The following is a 17,619-nucleotide window of genomic DNA, read 5'->3' as shown; positions in this document are numbered from 1 at the left end:
TTCCACCCTCGTGAAACACGTGACACTACGGCTCGACGAGTCGCCCACCGTGGTCAACGCAGGCATCGGGGTGCACGGCGTCTCCACCGCCCACGACGTCTTCCGGCTGCCCGACCTGTGGCAGCTGCACCTCTACAACTACGAGGGTGCCCTGTCCCTCGGGCAGTCGGTCCACCCCATACGCCCCGGCCACGTCAGCCTGGTGCCGCCGAACACCGAGGTGCGCTTCGACTACCGGGGCAGGTCGGAGCATCTCTACGTCCATCTACGCCTGCACGACGGCGGAACGGCGCGGGTGCTGCCGGTGATGCAGGACGCCGCCGCCGAGAGCACACGCCTGGCCGATCTGCTCCGGCACGCCGTGACGGCCATGCCGACCTGTCCCCGGCGAGCCACGGCCGAGGTCTGGACCGCTCTGTGGCGCATCGCCGAATTGCCGAGGGGCGAGGCAGCCGGGCACCGCCACCCCTTCGTGGCCGCCGCACAGGCCTACATCGAGGAACACCTGGCCGGCCCGTTGTCCGTACCGGACGTCGCACGTGCGGTCGGAATCTCCCACACGTACCTGACGCGAGTGTTCCGTGCGGAAACCGGCCTCACGGTCGTGTCGTACATCCGGCACCGGCGCCTGCGACGCGCCCGCCACCTCCTGTTGTCCTCCACCCTGTCCATCACCGCCATAGCGGCGGCCGTGGGCATCGCCGATCTCCAGGCCTTCAACAAGGCCTGCCGCCGCGAACTCGGCGCGAGCCCGCGTGACGTACGTGCGGCGGCCCCCGCGGAGCCGGACGGCCGAGGACCGCAACCGGGGCCGGCGGACAGCTCCCTCACGCCCGGCGAGGCACGTACACGAAGCCGACCCTGACGGATCCGTTCGGCCCGAGCACGGCGTTCCCGGTCCGCCAGGGCCCTCAGCTCCTGCGGATCGAGCGGGACAGGCGGATCGCCGAGGCGAGGAAGAAGATCCCGCCGAGCGTGGCGTAACCGGCGAGGGCGGCCAGCGAGGGGGTGTCCTGCGTGGCGCTTCGGATGAAGTTCGCACCGGCGAGGACGGAGATGCCGCCGCTGAGGATCATGGCCCACTGGCCGCCCATCGGGCGTCGCGCGACGCCCACGAGGAGCTGGATGAGGCCGGAGACGACCGCCCACGCGCCCCAGACGCGCAGCACGTCGGCGACGCCCGAGGTGCTGGCGAACACGACACCGGCGGCGGCGAGCGCACTGGCGGCCATGTTGGCGTACAGGCCCTTGACCGGCCCGGCAGCGCGCGCCGACCTGGCGTCGACGACGGCCGCGGCCACGTCGAAGGCGGGATAGAGGAAGAGCAGCAGCTTGGCGCCGACGGTGAGCTCGGAGCCGGACACCAGCAGGAGCGCGGCCCACACGGCGGCGAAGACGAAGCGGACGACGTACAGCCGGCGCAGGGCGGGCAGGGCACCGATGGGCTCGGCGGAGGCAGTGGTGGATGCCATGGGGTTCTCCAGTGTCTGCGAAGCAGAGAGAACGTTCTCTCTTGGCGGCAGCCTGGCACAGCCCCTCCGTGAAAACAAGAGAGAGCGTTCTACCCTCTACAATGGACGCATGGCAAAGACGGAAGCCGGCGCAGGCACCGGCAGGCGAGTCTCCGAGGCCCGGGAACGGCTCCTGAGGACCGCCGGGCAGCTCTTCTACGCGGAGGGCATCCACACGGTGGGCGTCGACCGTCTGGTCGCCGAGTCGAAGGTCACCAACGCCACCTTCTACCGCCACTTCCGCAGCAAAGAAGACCTGGCCGTGGCCTACATCGGAAGCGTCGACCAGGCGATCCGCGCCCAGATCGGCTCGCTGACGGCCGCCGACGTGCCGGCCGACGGCGTCCTGCGGGGCATCGGTGCGTCCCTGGTCGAGCAGATCCGCTCGCCCGGCTACCGCGGATGCGCCTTCCTCAACGCGGCAGCGGAATTCCCCGATCCCGGCCACCCGGTCCACCGTGCCGTCGTGCAACACCGCGAATGGTTCCTTCAGACGATCACCGGCCTGTTCGCCGAGATCACGGCCGCGCAGGCCGAGCACGCCGGGCGCCACTTCGTCATGCTCCGCGACGGCGCGATGAGCGCCGGCTACCTGGGCGACCCCGTCCTGGCCGGCGAGACCTTGCTGCGCGGCATCGAAGGACTGCTGCGGATCCACACCGCCCGCGGGCAGGACGAGCGCACCGCCTCCGCATCCGGTCAGGTCTCCTCGGCGGTCACGCCGGTCTCCGACATCGCGTGCTCGCCGCCCCCCAGCGCGTAACCGCGACCGGCCGCGCTGAGCGCCGAGTGGGCCGAGGCGCGGTCCATGGCCGGAGTGGAAGGCGCGCAGGGACCCCCGGGCTACGGCGCGGACCGCAGGGGCCGGTTGGGCGGGCACAGCACGAAAAGGACCCCCGGTCGCGCCTTTCAGCCGGTGGCCCCACCACCTGCCGCTGCTGGTGCCGTCCGCCGCTCCACCATCGGCGCCGCTGAGCGGGTGGCGATTGCGGCGGATTCACTGGCGTCGCCGGCTGTGCGGTCGCGGCCGCGCCTCCCAGCGCGGCCGTGCGCATCGCCGTCCAGCCCCCGGCCGCCACGAGTTGAAAGCTCCACTGTGCTGATGACCGTCACAGGCAGCGAGTCGAGCGAGGCGACGAACTCTGGTCGCGCGTACACCGCCGCCGTCCGCTGCGCCGGGTGCAGCTTGTGCTGATGGTTGACGATCGGCACACCGTCGGAGACCGGTTCGTCGGGCCGCGGCTGCGGCCAGGTCTCCAGATGCCGCAGGAGATGCCCGACGAGATGCTCCTGCGCAGACCGGGAGGCGCCCTTGACCTCGACCAGTCGCAAGGCCACACCGTCGGCGCCGACGAGGAACGGCTCCTCGCCTACGCCCACCAGCAGGACAAGGAACACCGGCCCGCATGGACGGCGTTCAACCGACGAGCACGTGCCGGGAAGGGTCATGTGGGTATCTGGCACGAGACGTTCATCGTCCCGGCAGGCTCCTACGAATCGGTGTACGTCGACATGCCCGCGTACGGCCTCGGCGCCGCGACAGGCGTCGTACCGGTCGGCCGGCGCGGCGACACGGCGGCCCAGCGTCTGAGGGCGGCAGAGAGGTAGGCGTCCGCTCCGCGAGGGTCGCTCACACCGAACCGCCCCGCACCGCGGTGCACCCGAGTACGGCGGACCAAGACGTACTCGCCGAAGAGGCCGGGCTTCTTCTGGACGCCTGGGAGAAGGCGCCTGACCTGGGTTTTCATCCGTCAGGCGCCTTTTGGTGCAGTGGCGAAAGAGAATGGGATCACTGCTGGCCGGAGATCGCAAGGTCGCCTGGTCGGGCGAGACGTGTACCGGTGATGACATGGGGGCCCTATGGGAACGCTGAACGGCAGAACGGCTCTGGTCACTGGTGCCGGGCGGGGGATCGGCCGGGCCATCGCCCGCCGACTCGCGGCGGACGGCGCGCTCGTCGCCGTGCACTACGGCAGTGACGAGTCCTCGGCCCGTGAGACCGTCGCGCTGATCACCGATGCCGGCGGGCGCGCCTTCCCCGTGCTCGGTCCGCTCGACGAGCCCGACGGCATCCGGGCGGTGTACGAGCGGCTCGATGCCGGCCTGCGCGCACTGGGCGAGCCGACCGCGCTGGACGTCCTGGTCAACAACGCCGGCTTCAACATCGGGGGCGGTGTCCTCGAGGTGACCCCGCAGGACTTCGACCGGCTCATGGCCGTACACGCCAGGGCACCGCTGTTTCTCGTGCAGGAAGGACTTCCGCTACTGCGCGAGGGCGGCCGCATCATCAACATCAGTTCGGCGGCCACCCGTGTCGCCCTCCCGTCCTCCCTCGCCTACTCCATGGCCAAGGCGGCCCTGGAGGCTCTCACTCACACGCTCGCCAAGGAACTGGGGGGCAGGCAGATCACGGTGAACTGCGTGGCACCGGGCTTCGTCAAGACGGATCTGAACCGGAAGCGCTGGGCGACGCCCGAGGCCGAGGCGCAGCATGCCGCGCTCTCCGTGTTCGGCAGGATGGGGCAACCCGCGGACATCGCGGACATCGTGGCCTTCCTCGCCTCCTCGGACTCCCGCTGGGTGACGGGGCAGTGCATCGACGCCTCCGGGGGGACGGCCCTGTGACACCAGTCTGCCGTCGGGGTCCCAACGGCAGCGGGCCCGGGTACGGCACCCGAGTCCGAGGCGCGACAGATCCGGGGCCGGTCACCGCGACCAGGTGGTACAAGGATTGACCGGCTCCCGCCCGGGAACCGAGCGGCTTCCCCGTCGGCGTCGCCCGCGTGCCGTGAGGCCCGTCGGTCCGGATACAGTGCGTGAGAGGTCAGCCTGGTCAGAGATGGGGAAGTGTGACCGACACCAGTGACACCCGACCCGCCGACAGCGATGCGCGAGCTCCGCGGGAGAGCCGGCTGCACCGCCTGATGCGCTACATCCCCCTGATCGCCCCCGTCCTGCTGTGGGCCGTGCCCTGCGGGGTGCTCCTGTACGCCGGCCAGCACTGGCCGCTGCCCGTCTCGCTGGTCGGCACCGCCCTGTTCGCCCTCGGCCTCGTCGGCATGCCGCTCGCGATGGTGCGCGGCCACGGCCGGCGCCAGCAGGACCGGGCTGCGATCGTCGGTGACACCCTGCTCGGCGCCAGCTGGACCCTGTTCACCTGGTCCGTTCTGCTCGGCGTCCTCCTGCGGCTCGCTCTGACCGTGGCCGGCGTCGGCGAGAGTCAGGACCGGGCCCGTATCGTCACGTGGGCCGTCCTCGGCACCGCCGCCGTGCTGCTCGTCTGGGGATACGCCGAGGCCCGCCGCGTGCCTCGCGTGCGCCGGCTGGACGTGCGACTCCCGCGTCTGGGCGCCGGGTTGGACGGCCTCCGCGTCGTCCTCATCACCGACACCCACTACGGCCCGCTCGATCGCACCCGCTGGTCGGCACGGGTGTGCGAGACGGTGAACACCCTGGAGGCCGACCTGGTCTGCCACACCGGCGACATCGCGGACGGCACGGCCGAACGCCGCCGCGCCCAGGCCGTCCCGCTCGGTACCGTGCGGGCGACCCGGGCCCGTGTCTACGTCACCGGCAACCACGAGTACTACAGCGAGGCCCAGGGCTGGGTCGACCTGATGGACGAGCTGGGCTGGGAGCCGCTGCGCAACCGCCATCTGCTGCTCGAACGCGGGGGCGACACCCTCGTGGTCGCCGGCGTGGACGACGTCACCGCCGAGTCCTCCGGCCTGGCGGGCCACCGCGCCCATCTCGCCGGGGCCCTGGACGGCGCCGACCCCGACCTGCCCGTCCTGCTCCTGGCACACCAGCCCAAGTTCGTCGACCGGGCGGCGGCCCACGGCGTCGACCTCCAGCTCTCCGGCCACACCCACGGCGGCCAGATCTGGCCCTTCCACCACCTGGTCCGCCTCGACCAGCCCGCCCTCGCCGGCCTCAGCCACCACGGCACCCGTACCCGCCTCTACACCAGCCGCGGCACCGGCTTCTGGGGCCCGCCGTTCCGCGTCTTCGCCCCCAGCGAGATCACCCTGCTCGTACTCCGCTCCCCCCACCTGCCCACCTCGCCGTAGCACCGCGTGGGCCGAAGGCTCCAACGAGCCATGGGTGGCCGCGTCTTACGCATGAGGAAGACCTGAAGATCGTACGGGGGCCGGAGGCCACCGCCGGTCCTGCGTCCGTGCCCGTGGCCGAGGACGGCGGCTGCCCCGCCGGAGCCGGGCCGCGATCAATGGGCGGCACCGCTCGGCACCGGCCGGTTTCCCCGGGGCCGCGGTGACATACGGGCGGCGAACGGGCGATCGCCGGTCAGGGAGCGGGCAACGCGGTTCCCTGCCATGGGGCGCTCCACCGCGCCGTCCAGGCACTTCGCCCTCCGGGAAGCGGGCACATTCGGTCATGAACTGCGCCTCGTCGAAGCTGGTCAGTACGCGCCATCGCCTTGTACAAATTTGGCCACCGGAGCCCGATCGGGCCGGACTCCGCGCAATCAGCCGGCGCGGGCACGACGCGCAGAGGCATGGAACAGAGCCGTGAAACGGAGGTGCCGCCGTGGACGCCGAGGAACGAAGACGCGGGATCCTGGCAACCGCACGCCGTTCGGGATCCGTCGATGTCGGCAGGCTCGCCGCCGACCTCGGGGTGTCCAAGGAAACGGTGCGACGGGATCTGAACCTCCTGGAGACACACGGGCTGGTCCGCCGTACCCACGGCGGTGCCCACCCTGTCGAGAGCGCGGGCTTCGAGACCACACTCGCCTTCCGCACCACCGAACACATTCCCGAGAAATCCCGGATCGCGGCCGCCGCGGTCGCGCTGCTCGGGGACGCCGAGACCATCTACCTCGACGAGGGCTACACGCCGCAGCTCATCGCGGCCGCCCTCCCCCGCGACCGGCCGCTGACCGTGGTCACCTCCTCGCTGGCCACCGCAGGTGACCTGGCCTCGGCCGAGAACATCACCGTCCTGCTGCTCGGCGGCCGGGTGCGTGGCGGGACGCTGGCCACGGTCGACCACTGGGCGCGCCGCATGCTCAGCGACTTCGTCATCGACCTGGCGTACGTCGGCGCGAACGGCATCTCACGCCAGTGGGGCCTGACCACTCCCGATCCCTCGGTCAGCGAGGTGAAGGCCGAGGTCATGCGTATCGCCAAACGCCGGGTGTTCTCCGGCGTCCACACCAAGTTCGGCGCCGTGAGCTTCTGCCGGTTCGCGAACGTCACGGACTTCGAAGCCATCGTGACCGACACGGGGCTGCACTCGTCCGAGGCCCGCCGGTACGCCCTGCTGGGTCCCCAGGTCATCCAGGCCTGAGCCGCAACGCACGTTCAACTCCCCATCCCACCCCGTAAGGCCGGGGCCCTGGTTCCGCACGCCCTAGAAACCCCTCGTTGGAGTCAGTCATGCGCACACGAAGAATGATCCATGTCCTCCTCACCGCCACGGCCGCGGGTTCGCTGCTGGCCGCCTGCAGCGGAGCGGGCGGCACCTCCGCCTCCGGCGGCGACGGCAAGAGCATCAACGTGCTGATGGTCGGCAACCCGCAGATGGAGGACATCCAGAAGCTGACGAAGAGCACGTTCACGAAGGACACCGGCATCAAGGTCAACTTCACGGTCCTGCCCGAGAACGAGCTGCGCGACAAGGTCACCCAGGACATCGCCACCCAGGCCGGCCAGTACGACGTCGCCACCATCGGCGCCTACGAGGTGCCGATCTGGCAGAAGAACGGCTGGCTGCACGAGCTCAGCTCCTACGCCGACAAGGACGCCGCCTTCGACTCGGCCGACCTGCTCAAGCCGATGGTCACCTCGCTGTCCGGCTCCGACGGCAAGCTCTACGCCCTGCCGTTCTACGGCGAGTCGTCCTTCCTCATGTACAACAAGGACGTCATGAAGGCGAAGGGCGTCACGGTGCCCGAGCACCCGACCTGGCAGCAGATAGCCGACATCGCGGCCAAGGTCGACGGCGCGGAGCCCGGGATGCGGGGCATCTGCCTGCGCGGCCTGGCCGGCTGGGGTGAGCTCGGGGCGACGCTGACGACCGTGGTCAACACCTACGGCGGCACCTGGTTCACCAAGGACTGGCAGGCCCAGGTCAACAGCCCGGCCTTCAAGAAGGCGACGAACTTCTACGTCGACCTGGTCAGGAAGCACGGCGAGGCGGGAGCGGCGCAGTCCGGCTTCACCGAGTGCCTGAACGCCATGAGCCAGAAGAAGGTCGCGATGTGGTACGACGCGACCAGCGCGGCCGGTTCGCTGGAGGACCCCAGCACCAGCAAGATCGCCGGCCATGTCGGCTACGCCTACGCGCCGACCGCCGAGACCAAGAGCAGCGGCTGGCTGTGGAGTTGGGCGTGGGCCATGCCCAAGACCACGAAGAACGCCGACGCGGCCTCGAAGTTCATGCTGTGGGCGTCCAGCAAGAAGTACGAGAACCTGGTCGGCGAGAAGCTCGGCTGGTCGCGTGTCCCGGCCGGCAAGCGGGCCAGCACGTACGCGATCCCTCAGTACCAGAAGGCCGCCGGGGCGTTCGGTGACATCACCCTGAAGTCCATCGAGCAGGCGGACCCGGCCGACCCGGGTACTCAGCCCCGGCCGACCGTGGGCGTCCAGTACGTGGCCATCCCCGAGTTCCAGGACCTGGGCACCAAGGTCACCCAGGAGATCTCCGCCGCCATCGCCGGCAAGACCAGCGTGGACAAGGCGCTCGACGACGGCCAGAAGCTCGCCGAGGACGTCGCCAAGAACTACCGGTGACCGTCACCGCCCGGCCGGCCTCCGCGCCGGCCGGGCACCGCTCCCCCACCCCCGCTGTCACCGGCAGAGGAACTCTCCATGACCACGCTCACCGCTCCACCCACGACCGCACCACCGCCGGCCCGGACGCGACGGTCCCCGGCCCTCGCCAAGTGGAAGCGCCGCCTCCCGCTGCTCCCGGCGCTCGTCTTCACCATCGTCGTCACGCAGTTGCCCTTCGTCGCCACCATCGTGATCTCCACGCTCCAGTGGAACATCCTCAAGCCGGGCGACCGGCACTTCGTCGGCCTGTCCAACTTCACGTTCGTCTTCACCGACGAGCGGCTGCGCACCGCGGTGCTCAACACCATCGTGCTCACCGCGTCGGTGGTGCTCATCAGCGTGGTGCTCGGCCTCGGTCTGGCGTTGCTGCTGGACCGCCGGTTCGCGGGCCGCGGTCTGGCGCGGACGCTGCTGATCGCGCCGTTCCTCGTGATGCCGGTGGCGGCCGCGCTGCTGTGGAAGCACGCCATCTACAACCCCGACTACGGTCTGCTCAACGGCACCCTCAACGCCGTGTACCGGCTCTTCGGCGCCGCCAACGGGCCCACGATCGACTGGGTTTCGTCGTATCCGATGCCCGCCGTCGTCGTGTCGCTGGTGTGGCAGTGGACGCCGTTCATGATGCTGATCCTGCTGGCGGGTCTGCAGGCGCAGCCCGGTGACGTCCTGGAGGCGGCCCGCGTGGACGGGGCGTCGGCGTCGGCGACCTTCCGCTTCATCACCCTGCCGCACCTGCGCCAGTACATCGAGCTGGGCATCCTGCTCGGCACGATCTACGTCGTCCAGACCTTCGACGCGGTCTACACGATCACCCAGGGCGGCCCCGGGTCGCAGACGACCAACCTGCCCTACGAGATCTACCTGACCATGTTCCGCAAGTACGAGTACGGCCAGGCGGCCGCCGCCGGCGTGGTCGTCGTGCTCGGCTCGATCGTGATCGCGACCTTCGCGCTGCGCACCATCGCGTCACTGTTCCGCGAGGAGGTGTCCCGATGACACAGGCAGCCGTCGCCGCGCCCGGCGTGGGAGTCAGGAAACTGCTCCGCCGGCGCCAGGACGAGCAGGGGGGTGCGCCGCGGCTGTCGCCGCTGTGGACCTTCGTCGCCTGGCTGGCCACGCTGGCGTTCTTCGCGCCGGTGGCGTGGATGGTGCTCACCTCCTTCCACCAGGAGGCGGACGCGGCGACCAACCCGCCGAGTTTGCTCGCCCCGCTCACCTTCGGCCAGTACCGGCTGCTGTTCAGCCGGGACATCACGCCGTTCCTCCTCAACTCGGCCATGGCCAGCGTCATTTCGACGCTTCTGGTGCTGGCCCTCGCGGTGCCGACGGCCTACGCGCTGTCCATCAAGCCGGTCAAGAAGTGGACCGACGTGATGTTCTTCTTCCTGTCCACCAAGTTCCTGCCCGCCATCGCGGCCCTGCTGCCGGTGTACCTGATCGTCAAGGACGCCGGGATGCTGGACAACGTGTGGACGCTGATCGTTCTCTACACCGCCATGAACCTGCCGATCGCGGTGTGGATGATGCGCTCGTTCCTCGCCGAGGTGCCCCGGGAGATCCTGGAGGCCGCCGAGGTCGACGGCGCGGGCCTGCTCACCGTGCTGTGGCGGATCGTCGCTCCGGTCGCGGCGCCCGGCCTGGCGGCCACCTCGCTGATCTGCTTCATCTTCAGCTGGAACGAGTTCATGTTCGCCGTGAACCTCACCGCGACCAACGCGTCGACGGCGCCGGTCTTCCTCGTCGGCTTCATCACCAGCGAGGGCCTCTTCCTCGCCCGGCTCTGCGCCGCCGCGACCCTGGTCTCCCTGCCGGTCCTCGTCGCCGGTTTCGCCGCCCAGGACAAACTGGTCCGTGGCCTGTCCCTAGGAGCAGTCAAGTGAAAGCCGCCGTCATCGAAGCACCCGGCAAGGTCACCGTCACCACGGTGCCCGATCCCACTCCCGGACCGCGCGAGGTCGTGGTCGAGGTGGCGGCCTGCGGGCTGTGCGGAACCGATCTGCACATCCTGCAGGGCGAGTTCGCACCGACCCTGCCGGTCGTGCCGGGCCACGAGTTCGCCGGTCTTGTCGTGGGCATCGGCCGCGAGGTGACCGAACTCGCCATCGGCGACCGGGTGGCCGTGGACCCCTCGCTGTACTGCAACGAGTGCCGCTACTGCCGGACCGGCCACAACAACCTGTGCGACCGCTGGCAGGCGATCGGGGTGACCGTGGCGGGCGGCGCCGCCGAGTACGCCGTGGCGCCCGTCGCCAACTGCGTACGGCTGCCGGACCACGTGGACGTCCAGGACGCCGCCCTGATCGAACCGCTGTCCTGCGCGGTACGCGGCTACGACGTGCTCAACAGCCGGCTCGGCTCCCATGTGCTGATCTACGGCAGCGGCACGATGGGCCTGATGATGCTGGAGCTGGCCAAGCGCACCGGCGCCGCCTCGGTGGACGTCGTCGACCTCAACGCGGAGCGGCTCGCCACGGCCGAGAAGCTGGGTTCGTCCCGGACGGCGCCGTCGGCCGACGAGCTGGCACGGCCGGGCGGCTGGGACGTGGTGGTCGACGCGACCGGCAACGCGGCCGCCATCCAGGACGGCCTGGACCGGGTCGCCAAGGCCGGTACGTTCCTGCAGTTCGGGGTCGCCGACTACGCGACGACGGCGACCATCTCGCCGTACCGCATCTACAACCAGGAGATCACGATCACCGGTTCCATGGCGGTACTGCACAGCTACGAACGCGCGGCGGAGCTCTTCGCCTCCGGAGTCCTCGATCCGCAGGTCTTCATCAGCCACCGGCTGCCGCTGGCGGAGTACCCGCAGGCCCTTGACCGGTTCGCGGCCGGCCAGGGGCGCAAGATCGTCGTCCTGCCCTGAGCCCGGGGCGCCCGTCCGCGCCGGGGCCCGCGCGCGGCGGCGCGGCACGGGGCGGGCCGGTCTTCCCGGATCCGCCGTCTCTTGCGGTTTCCGCCGAGAACGTCCGTCACCGCTGCGATCAGGCGCCGCCGGCTGCACAGTGAAGCCCCGGCGACGACGCCGGACGGACGAAAGGTGCCCAGGATGCCGGAATTCGACGACGGGACCGCCGAGACGGAACTGCCCTCCGGTCCGGTGATGACCACGGACGTCCTGGTCGTGGGATCCGGACCGGCGGGCGCCGCCGCGGCCCTGCTGCTCGCCACGCTCGGCGTGGACAACATCATGATCACCAAGTACCGCTGGACGGCGAACACCCCGCGCGCCCACATCACCAACCAGCGGGCCATGGAGGTCTTCCGCGACGTCGGCATCGAGGACCAGGTACTCGCCGACGCCACGGAACACACCCTCGTCGGCGACACGGTGTTCTGCACCAGCATCGCCGGGGAGGAGATCGGCCGGATCCACACCTGGGGCACCCGCCCGGACCGCGAGGCGGACTACCGGCTCGCCTCGCCCTGTCTCACCGTCGACATCCCGCAGACCTACCTGGAACCGATCCTGGTCCGCAACGCCGCCAGGCGCGGCACCCAGGTGCGGTTCTCCACCGAGTACCTCTCCCACACGCAGGACGCGGAGGGCGTCACCGTCGACGTCCTGGACCGGCTGACCGGGAAGACGTACCTGATCCGCGCCAAGTACCTGATCGGCGCAGACGGCGCCCGCTCCATGGTCGCCGCCGACATCGGCCTGCCCTTCGAGGGGGCGATGGACATCGCCGGCTCGATGAACATCACCTTCAAGGCCGACATCAGCCGCTACGTCTCCCACCGGCCCTCCGTCCTGTACTGGGTGATCCAGCCCGGCTCGAACGTCGGCGGGATCGGCGCGGGGCTGGTCCGGATGGTCCGCCCCTGGAACGAGTGGCTGATCGTGTGGGGCTACGACATCGACGAGGAGCCCCCACAGGTCGACGAGGCGGCGGCGGTCCAGATCGTCCGCAACCTCCTCGGCATGCCCGACCTCGATGTCGAGATCACCGGCACCAGCCTGTGGGGCAACAACGAGATGTACGCCACGCGCCTGCACAGCGGCCGGGTGTTCTGCGCGGGCGACGCGGTCCACCGGCACCCGCCGAGCAACGGCCTCGGCTCCAACACCTCGGTGCAGGACGCCTACAACCTCGTCTGGAAGCTGGCGGCCGTCCTCAAGGGCCAGGCGGGTCCCGCACTGCTCGACACCTACTCCGCCGAGCGGGCGCCGGTGGCCGAGCGGATCGTGAAGCGGGCCAACAGGTCGAGCCGGGAGTTCGTCGACATCTTCAAGGCGCTCGGTGTCCTCGACGCCACGACGGAGGCCGAGATGACGGCCGCGATCGAGGAGCGCAAGGCCAACACCCCCGCGGGCGCCGCCAAACGGGCCGCGCTGGTGCGGGCGATGGACCTGAAGAACTACGAGTTCAACGCGCACGGCGTCGAACTCGGCCAGTTCTACACCTCGTCGGCGATCCTCTCCGACGGCAGCGCGCCACCCGTCTCACCGCGCGATCCCGACCTCTACTACGAGATGTCCACGGTGCCGGGCGCGCATCTGCCGCACGCCTGGGTCGGGGACAGCACGCACCGCAAGGCGCTGATGGACGTGGCGCCGTACGACCGCTGGACGCTCGTCACCGGCATCGCGGGCGAGGCCTGGGAGAGCGCGGCCGAGAAGGTCGGCCAGGAACTCGGGGTGCCGCTGGCCACGGTCGTCATCGGTCCGGGGCGGGAGGTCACCGACCTCTACTACGACTGGGCCAAGCTGCGCGAGGTCGAGGAGAGCGGAGCGCTGCTGGTCCGCCCCGACAAGCACATCGCCTGGCGTGCCACGACCCTGCCGGACGACCCGGAGGTCCGGCTGCGCGACGCCCTGACCGCCGTACTGGGAAGGGCCTGAGCCGGTACGCCTCGACCAGGAGACCCGGCCGCGGCGTGTCCGGTGCGCGGCCGGTGCGGCGGCCGCCGGCGCGAGCGCCGAGGTCGCCGCCGCCCCGCCCGACAACCCGCGGGCCGTCACGCTCGGGCCGGTCCTCCGGCTGGTGCGTGCGGCCCGGGAAGGAGCACGGCCATGACCGGCGAGACCCGGGCCGCCGCCCCCGCCTGGCGGGGCGCGCCTGGTCCCGGGTCCGGTTGAGATCGTGCTTGCGCCCGACGGTGCCTGACCCGCCCCGGCCGGGCGGCGGGTTCGGCTCCTCGCGGGCCGCCGGCCGTCAGCCGCCCGCCCGGGCCTCCCGCAGCACGTCGGTGGCGCGCACCCCGTACCGCTCCTTGAACCGGTGCGAGAAGTGCGCGGCCGAAGCGAAGCCGCAGCGCGCGGCCACCTCGGCGACGGTCGGGTTCCCGCCCCCGGCCAGCAGGGCCCGCGCCCCCTCCAGCCGGCGTGCGAGCAGGTACTGCGGAACAGTCGTACCGCCCGCCGCGAACACCCGGGACAGATGGCGCTCGCTGATCCCGATGCCCTTGGCGATCCGGGCCGCGTTGAGGCCGCTGTCGGCCAGGCGGTCCTCGGCGTAGGCCTTGGCCATCGCCAGATGGACGGTCGAGAGCGCGGCCGGGCGGCCGGTCACCACACCGGCGAGCAGGTCCAGCAGGGTGTCCTCGTCGACCGGCCGGGACGTCTCGGGGTGCACGGCCCGGCCCGCCAGCCGCGCCAGCGCCCTGGCCTGGACGTCGCCGGTGCCGAAGTCGAGCACTCTGGGGAGCTCCAGCGGCTCCGGCCCGGCGACCTCCCGCCACACCTGACGCGGCACCTTGACGGCCAGCTCCTCGAGGCCCTGGGAGAAGCCCCGCATGAAGGGCCGGTCCGCGTCGCACACGATCAGCTGCCCGGGCCGGACCACCTGCACGCCGTCGTCGTGGTAGAAGAACGCCTCGCCGACCAGCGTCAGATAGCAGGCGATGGCCTCGGACGGCAGACGCCGGACGACCGCACGGGTGCGTTCGACGACGTGGGGGTTCCCCGTCACCCGGGCCACATGAACCCTGGGGAGCTGGAGGTTGATCTCGGTCGCCTCGAGGGCCTGGTCCTCGAGCGACCGGCAGCGCAGGCCGATCAGCGCGGTCGCGTTGTGGTTCTCCCACAGCGCGACCCGCTGGGCCTCGGGCAGTCCGATCGTGCTGAAGCGCACGGGCCCCGACGGCATGCCGGTCGTCATTCGCCCAGGGTATTCCCCCGGGGGCGGGATCCGTGGAGCCGGATGCAGGAAACCGTGCGGGGAGAACAGGATCACGCCTGTAGCTTTCACCCTGGGAATTCAAGATCTCCCTCCCAACTCCCGTTGTCCCACCAGCACTTCGACGAGGCTTGCATGTCCAACCCCCCATCCTCCGTCCGTACGAGCGCCGGTCACCGCAGGGCGAGAGCCGTCCACCCCGCACTCCGCCGGGTCGCCGTCGTCGCCGTGACCGCCCCCATCGCCGGGACGGTCCTCTTCGGCACGAGCGCCTTCGCCGCCGACAAGGCCGTCTCCAGGACCGCGGCCACGGCACTCGACCCCGCCGAGCAGAAGATCGCGGACAATCTAGACACGCGCGTCCAGGACACCCGACTCGGCACCACGCTCAGCGGCGTCGTCATCGACGCCGCGTCCGACAAGGCCGTCTGGGGCCACGACGCGACCACCGCGCTGATGCCCGCGTCCAACACCAAACTCGGCACCGCCACCGCCGCGTTGACGGTGCTCGGCCCCCACCACCGGTTCACCACCAAGGCGGTCTACGGCAACGGCACGCTGACCCTCGTCGGCGGCGGCGACCGCACCCTGACCAGCGCCGCCCTCGACGCGATGGCCCAAACCGCCGTCGCGGGGCTCAAGAGCGCGGGTCTCACCTCGGTCAAGGTCCAGGTCGACGACAGCCTCTTCCCCGAGCCCACGCTCGCGACCGGCTGGAACGACGGCTACTACCCGGACTCCGTCGCACCGGTACGGGCGCTCGTGGTCGACGGCCACCAGGTCACGGACACGTCCCTGGACGCGGGCCAGGTCTTCGCCGGGTTCCTCGCCCAGCAGGGCGTCACCGTCACGGGCAGCGTCACCCACGGCACGGCCGAGGCGGGCGACGTGCCGGTCGCCCAGCACAAGTCCGACAGACTCTCCACCATCGTGGAGCACATGCTCAAGGTGAGTGACAACGACATCGCCGAGACCCTGCTGCGGATGACCGCGATCGGTGCCGACCGGCGGCCGACCTTCGAGGACGGCACGGCGGTCGTACGCGAGGTGCTCCGCGGGTACGGCGTCTCGCTGGCCCACTACGAGATCCACGACGGCAGCGGTCTGTCCCGCGCCAACCGCATCCCGGCACAGACCATCGCCGACATCCTCGACGTCGCGGACGACGCGCGCAACGCCCGGACCCTCAAGTACATCATCGACGGCCTGCCCGTCGCGGGAGAGGCCGGCTCCACCCTGGGTCCCGAGTGGGGGCGCTTCGACACCGCGGACTCGCAGTGCGCCGTCGGCAAGGTGCGGGCGAAGACCGGCACGCTCACCGGTGCGATCGCGCTGAGCGGGCTGACCAAGGCCGCGGACGGGCGCTGGAAGGTCTTCTCCTTCATCGAGAACAACTCCACCGCCGACCCGGCCGCCACCAAGGACGCCCTCGACGGCCTGGCGGCCACGGTCAACGGCTGCTGGGCATAAGGCAATCGGTCTGCGTTCCTCCGGAAGCCCGCACGTGCCACAGTGGAGGCCGATCACGGGGAGTGGGGGGCATGGGGGCGCGCAGACTGCTGAGGTTCGGCGACGCACTGGAACTGCTAGGTGCCGAACGGCACGGCCGGCGGCGCTCGACCGGGTCCTCGGCGGCGCGCTCAACCCGGCGACCGGCGGGATCAGCGGCACGGTGATCGGGATGGCCGACGCCAGGGGCCGCGTGCTCGGACTCGGCCGGGACGCGGTGCAGGGCATCGGCGCGCGTCTCGGCAGGGCGCACAGCCGGGCCGAGCGGACGGACGTGTTGCGCGCCGCGCACCCGGTGGTCGTGGTGGTGGCGTTCTTCGAGGCCATGCAGGAGCTGGACCTGCCGTTCGGTCTCGACGAGGTCGACCTGACGCGTGCCGAGCACCTCGCTCTGGCCCGGGCGGATTCGACGGCTCCGGTACCCGCACCGCGGGTCTCGGATCTCGTCGCGGCGGACTTGCCGAGTCCTGCCCCGCACACCTCGTCCGAGGCGGTCGCGGCGGCCCTGCTCGGTCGCTACGAGGAGTACGCCGGCGGGTTCCTGGCCTTCGTCGAAGGGCTGGCGGTCTGGGAGTGCGTCGACCTGTCCGGCCGGCGGGGGGCCCGCCGCCTGCTCATCGAGGTCCTGCCCCGGGCGGCGCAGGCCCGGGACGGGCGCGGTGCGGAGTCGGGCGACCTGTACGGGCGGCGAGTGTTCCGGGGCGGATCAGGAAGCGGATCGGCGCCGGCGCCGTACCTCCCCGTGCGCAGGGTTTCCGTGCGTTCGTTGTGCGCCTGCGACCAGAACCGGGACCACGACCGGATTGCTCCCTGCTGGGAGGTGGATCCTCCCAGTCGGCCGCGCGTCCTCGAAGAGTTGTCCCGGCACTGCTCGCACGTCTCCGCGGATTGTTGGTTAGGGTGACGAGCGGAGGCTGGGTGGGTCGGAGACGACGGGGGGCTCGCGTTGGATCGCCTGGCGGGAGCGGACCTGGAGGTCGGCCCGGCGCAGTGCGCGGCACGTGCGGTGCTGCCCCCGTCGCTGCGCGCGTGGCTCGGGCGGATCGCGGCGTTCGCCGCGCTGGTGGTGGCCGTACTCGGGGTCCGGTACGCCGGCCACGGCGAGCCCGGCAGGGTGGACCGGTGGATCGTCCCGCCGACGGCGGACAGTGTGCGGCCGCCGTGGCGGCACGTCGCCCTGGCCCTGGACTTCCTGGGGGAACCCGCGGGATCGGCGATGGTGATCGTGGCCTGCGTGGCGGGCTGCCTGCTGCTGCGGCGGCCCCGCGCGGCGGCGCTCGTCGCCGCCGGCACCGGCCTGACCGTGGGGACGACCACGCTGCTCAAGCATGTGGTGGGGCGCACCATCCACGGCCCGGGCAACCTGTCCTACCCGAGCGGGCACACCGCCTTCTTCACCGCGCTCGCCCTCATGGCTGCGCTGCTCGCGACCGGTCGGCTCGGCCTCGGCAGGGCGGCCGGCACGTCACTCGTGCTCGGCGCGGCGCTGGCCGCCGGCGCCGCCATGGGCTGGGCCGAGGTCCGGCTGGGCGCTCACTACCCGACCGACGCCCTCGGGGGCTGGTGCACCGCGCTGGCGGTGATACCGCCGACCGCGTGGCTGATCGACCGGCTGGCCGACCGGACGGCCGGCCAGAGGGTCGAGCGGATGACCGGCGCGGGCCCGCGGGAGCGCCGCTGACG

Annotated in this window: 16 protein-coding genes and 1 pseudogene; 14 read left to right on the top strand and 3 right to left on the bottom strand. The window is 71.2% G+C overall.

The genetic code is table 11. From position 1 onward, the window contains the following. Positions 1-19 precede the first annotated feature (19 nt). The gene (locus ACFY0P_RS48985; protein ID WP_388929003.1) at positions 20-865 is read left to right on the top strand and encodes a helix-turn-helix domain-containing protein; all 846 of its coding nucleotides are present in this window, start codon (positions 20-22) and stop codon (positions 863-865) included. A 46-nt stretch (positions 866-911) separates the two neighbouring features. Here the strand turns inward: ACFY0P_RS48985 and ACFY0P_RS48980 are convergent, their stop codons facing one another. Further along, positions 912-1,472 (bottom strand): hypothetical protein, encoded by a 561-nt coding sequence (locus ACFY0P_RS48980; protein WP_388928992.1) that lies wholly within the window; start codon positions 1,470-1,472, stop codon positions 912-914. 109 nt (positions 1,473-1,581) lie between these two features. Between ACFY0P_RS48980 and ACFY0P_RS48975 the strand changes: the two genes are divergently transcribed. Continuing rightward, positions 1,582-2,274, top strand: coding sequence for a TetR/AcrR family transcriptional regulator (locus tag ACFY0P_RS48975; protein ID WP_388928991.1), 693 nt, complete (start codon positions 1,582-1,584; stop codon positions 2,272-2,274). A 146-nt stretch (positions 2,275-2,420) separates the two neighbouring features. On the opposite strand, the gene ACFY0P_RS48970 is transcribed toward ACFY0P_RS48975, so the two are convergent. Further along, complete coding sequence (locus ACFY0P_RS48970; protein ID WP_388929004.1) at positions 2,421-2,960, bottom strand: hypothetical protein; 540 nt, start codon at positions 2,958-2,960, stop codon at positions 2,421-2,423. Between ACFY0P_RS48970 and ACFY0P_RS48965 the strand changes: the two are divergent. The 9 genes and pseudogenes from ACFY0P_RS48965 to ACFY0P_RS48925 form a co-directional block, all read left to right on the top strand. Beyond that, positions 2,868-3,119 (top strand): annotated as a pseudogene (locus ACFY0P_RS48965) (monooxygenase family protein); the annotation flags it as partial. The gene ACFY0P_RS48970 and the pseudogene ACFY0P_RS48965 sit on opposite strands and share 93 nt — an antisense overlap. A 252-nt stretch (positions 3,120-3,371) precedes the next feature. After that, the gene (locus ACFY0P_RS48960) at positions 3,372-4,136 is read left to right on the top strand and encodes an SDR family oxidoreductase (RefSeq protein ID WP_388928990.1); all 765 of its coding nucleotides are present in this window, start codon (positions 3,372-3,374) and stop codon (positions 4,134-4,136) included. A 224-nt stretch (positions 4,137-4,360) separates the two neighbouring features. Next, the gene (locus ACFY0P_RS48955; RefSeq protein WP_388928989.1) at positions 4,361-5,581 is read left to right on the top strand and encodes a metallophosphoesterase; all 1,221 of its coding nucleotides are present in this window, start codon (positions 4,361-4,363) and stop codon (positions 5,579-5,581) included. Between the two features lie 478 nt (positions 5,582-6,059). Continuing rightward, complete coding sequence (locus ACFY0P_RS48950) at positions 6,060-6,821, top strand: DeoR/GlpR family DNA-binding transcription regulator (protein WP_388928988.1); 762 nt, start codon at positions 6,060-6,062, stop codon at positions 6,819-6,821. An 89-nt stretch (positions 6,822-6,910) separates the two neighbouring features. Further along, positions 6,911-8,266 (top strand): ABC transporter substrate-binding protein, encoded by a 1,356-nt coding sequence (locus ACFY0P_RS48945; protein WP_388928987.1) that lies wholly within the window; start codon positions 6,911-6,913, stop codon positions 8,264-8,266. Positions 8,267-8,344: 78 nt separating this feature from the next. After that, positions 8,345-9,304: a carbohydrate ABC transporter permease gene (locus ACFY0P_RS48940; protein WP_388928986.1), complete on the top strand. Its 960-nt coding sequence runs from the start codon at positions 8,345-8,347 to the stop codon at positions 9,302-9,304. After that, positions 9,301-10,188, top strand: coding sequence for a carbohydrate ABC transporter permease (locus ACFY0P_RS48935; protein ID WP_388928985.1), 888 nt, complete (start codon positions 9,301-9,303; stop codon positions 10,186-10,188). Before ACFY0P_RS48940 ends, ACFY0P_RS48935 begins: the two co-directional genes overlap by 4 nt. Next, positions 10,185-11,174 carry a zinc-dependent alcohol dehydrogenase family protein gene (locus ACFY0P_RS48930; protein ID WP_388928984.1) on the top strand — a complete coding sequence of 330 codons (990 nt, stop codon included), beginning with the start codon at positions 10,185-10,187 and terminating at the stop codon, positions 11,172-11,174. The genes ACFY0P_RS48935 and ACFY0P_RS48930 overlap by 4 nt, the downstream gene beginning before the upstream one ends. A 183-nt stretch (positions 11,175-11,357) precedes the next feature. Continuing rightward, the gene (locus tag ACFY0P_RS48925) at positions 11,358-13,151 is read left to right on the top strand and encodes an FAD-dependent oxidoreductase (RefSeq protein ID WP_388928983.1); all 1,794 of its coding nucleotides are present in this window, start codon (positions 11,358-11,360) and stop codon (positions 13,149-13,151) included. 313 nt (positions 13,152-13,464) lie between these two features. On the opposite strand, the gene ACFY0P_RS48920 is transcribed toward ACFY0P_RS48925, so the two are convergent. Further along, positions 13,465-14,409 carry an AraC family transcriptional regulator gene (locus tag ACFY0P_RS48920; protein WP_388928982.1) on the bottom strand — a complete coding sequence of 315 codons (945 nt, stop codon included), beginning with the start codon at positions 14,407-14,409 and terminating at the stop codon, positions 13,465-13,467. Positions 14,410-14,562: 153 nt separating this feature from the next. Between ACFY0P_RS48920 and dacB the strand changes: the two genes are divergently transcribed. From dacB to ACFY0P_RS48905, 3 genes are read left to right on the top strand one after another with little or no spacing between them, the layout of a single operon-like run. Continuing rightward, on the top strand, positions 14,563-15,897 hold the full coding sequence (gene dacB / locus ACFY0P_RS48915; protein ID WP_388928981.1) for a D-alanyl-D-alanine carboxypeptidase/D-alanyl-D-alanine-endopeptidase: 1,335 nt from the start codon (positions 14,563-14,565) through the stop codon (positions 15,895-15,897). Between the two features lie 34 nt (positions 15,898-15,931). Further along, positions 15,932-16,840, top strand: a complete 909-nt coding sequence (locus tag ACFY0P_RS48910) for a hypothetical protein (protein WP_388928980.1) — start codon at positions 15,932-15,934, stop codon at positions 16,838-16,840. A 42-nt stretch (positions 16,841-16,882) separates the two neighbouring features. Further along, entirely contained in the window at positions 16,883-17,617 is a 735-nt protein-coding gene (locus ACFY0P_RS48905; protein WP_388928979.1) for a phosphatase PAP2 family protein, read from the top strand. Positions 17,618-17,619 lie beyond the last annotated feature (2 nt).

Source organism: Streptomyces sp. NPDC001714, assembly GCF_042892755.1.
In the GTDB taxonomy this organism is placed as follows: domain Bacteria; phylum Actinomycetota; class Actinomycetes; order Streptomycetales; family Streptomycetaceae; genus Streptomyces.
Note: the sequence above shows the minus strand (reverse complement) of the source record. Positions and strands in the feature narration are given on the sequence as shown.

Bases quoted from the DNA above. Each gene is read 5' to 3' on its own strand.
- ACFY0P_RS48980 (WP_388928992.1), bottom strand. From the start codon at position 1,472: ATGGCATCCACCACTGCCTCCGCCGAGCCCATCGGTGCCCTGCCCGCC.
- ACFY0P_RS48920 (WP_388928982.1), bottom strand. From the start codon at position 14,409: ATGACGACCGGCATGCCGTCGGGGCCCGTGCGCTTCAGCACGATCGGA.
- ACFY0P_RS48945 (WP_388928987.1), top strand. From the start codon at position 6,911: ATGCGCACACGAAGAATGATCCATGTCCTCCTCACCGCCACGGCCGCG.
- ACFY0P_RS48925 (WP_388928983.1), top strand. From the start codon at position 11,358: ATGCCGGAATTCGACGACGGGACCGCCGAGACGGAACTGCCCTCCGGT.
- ACFY0P_RS48940 (WP_388928986.1), top strand. From the start codon at position 8,345: ATGACCACGCTCACCGCTCCACCCACGACCGCACCACCGCCGGCCCGG.
- dacB (WP_388928981.1), top strand. From the start codon at position 14,563: ATGTCCAACCCCCCATCCTCCGTCCGTACGAGCGCCGGTCACCGCAGG.
- ACFY0P_RS48960 (WP_388928990.1), top strand. From the start codon at position 3,372: ATGGGAACGCTGAACGGCAGAACGGCTCTGGTCACTGGTGCCGGGCGG.
- ACFY0P_RS48935 (WP_388928985.1), top strand. From the start codon at position 9,301: ATGACACAGGCAGCCGTCGCCGCGCCCGGCGTGGGAGTCAGGAAACTG.
- ACFY0P_RS48975 (WP_388928991.1), top strand. From the start codon at position 1,582: ATGGCAAAGACGGAAGCCGGCGCAGGCACCGGCAGGCGAGTCTCCGAG.
- ACFY0P_RS48970 (WP_388929004.1), bottom strand. From the start codon at position 2,960: ATGACCCTTCCCGGCACGTGCTCGTCGGTTGAACGCCGTCCATGCGGG.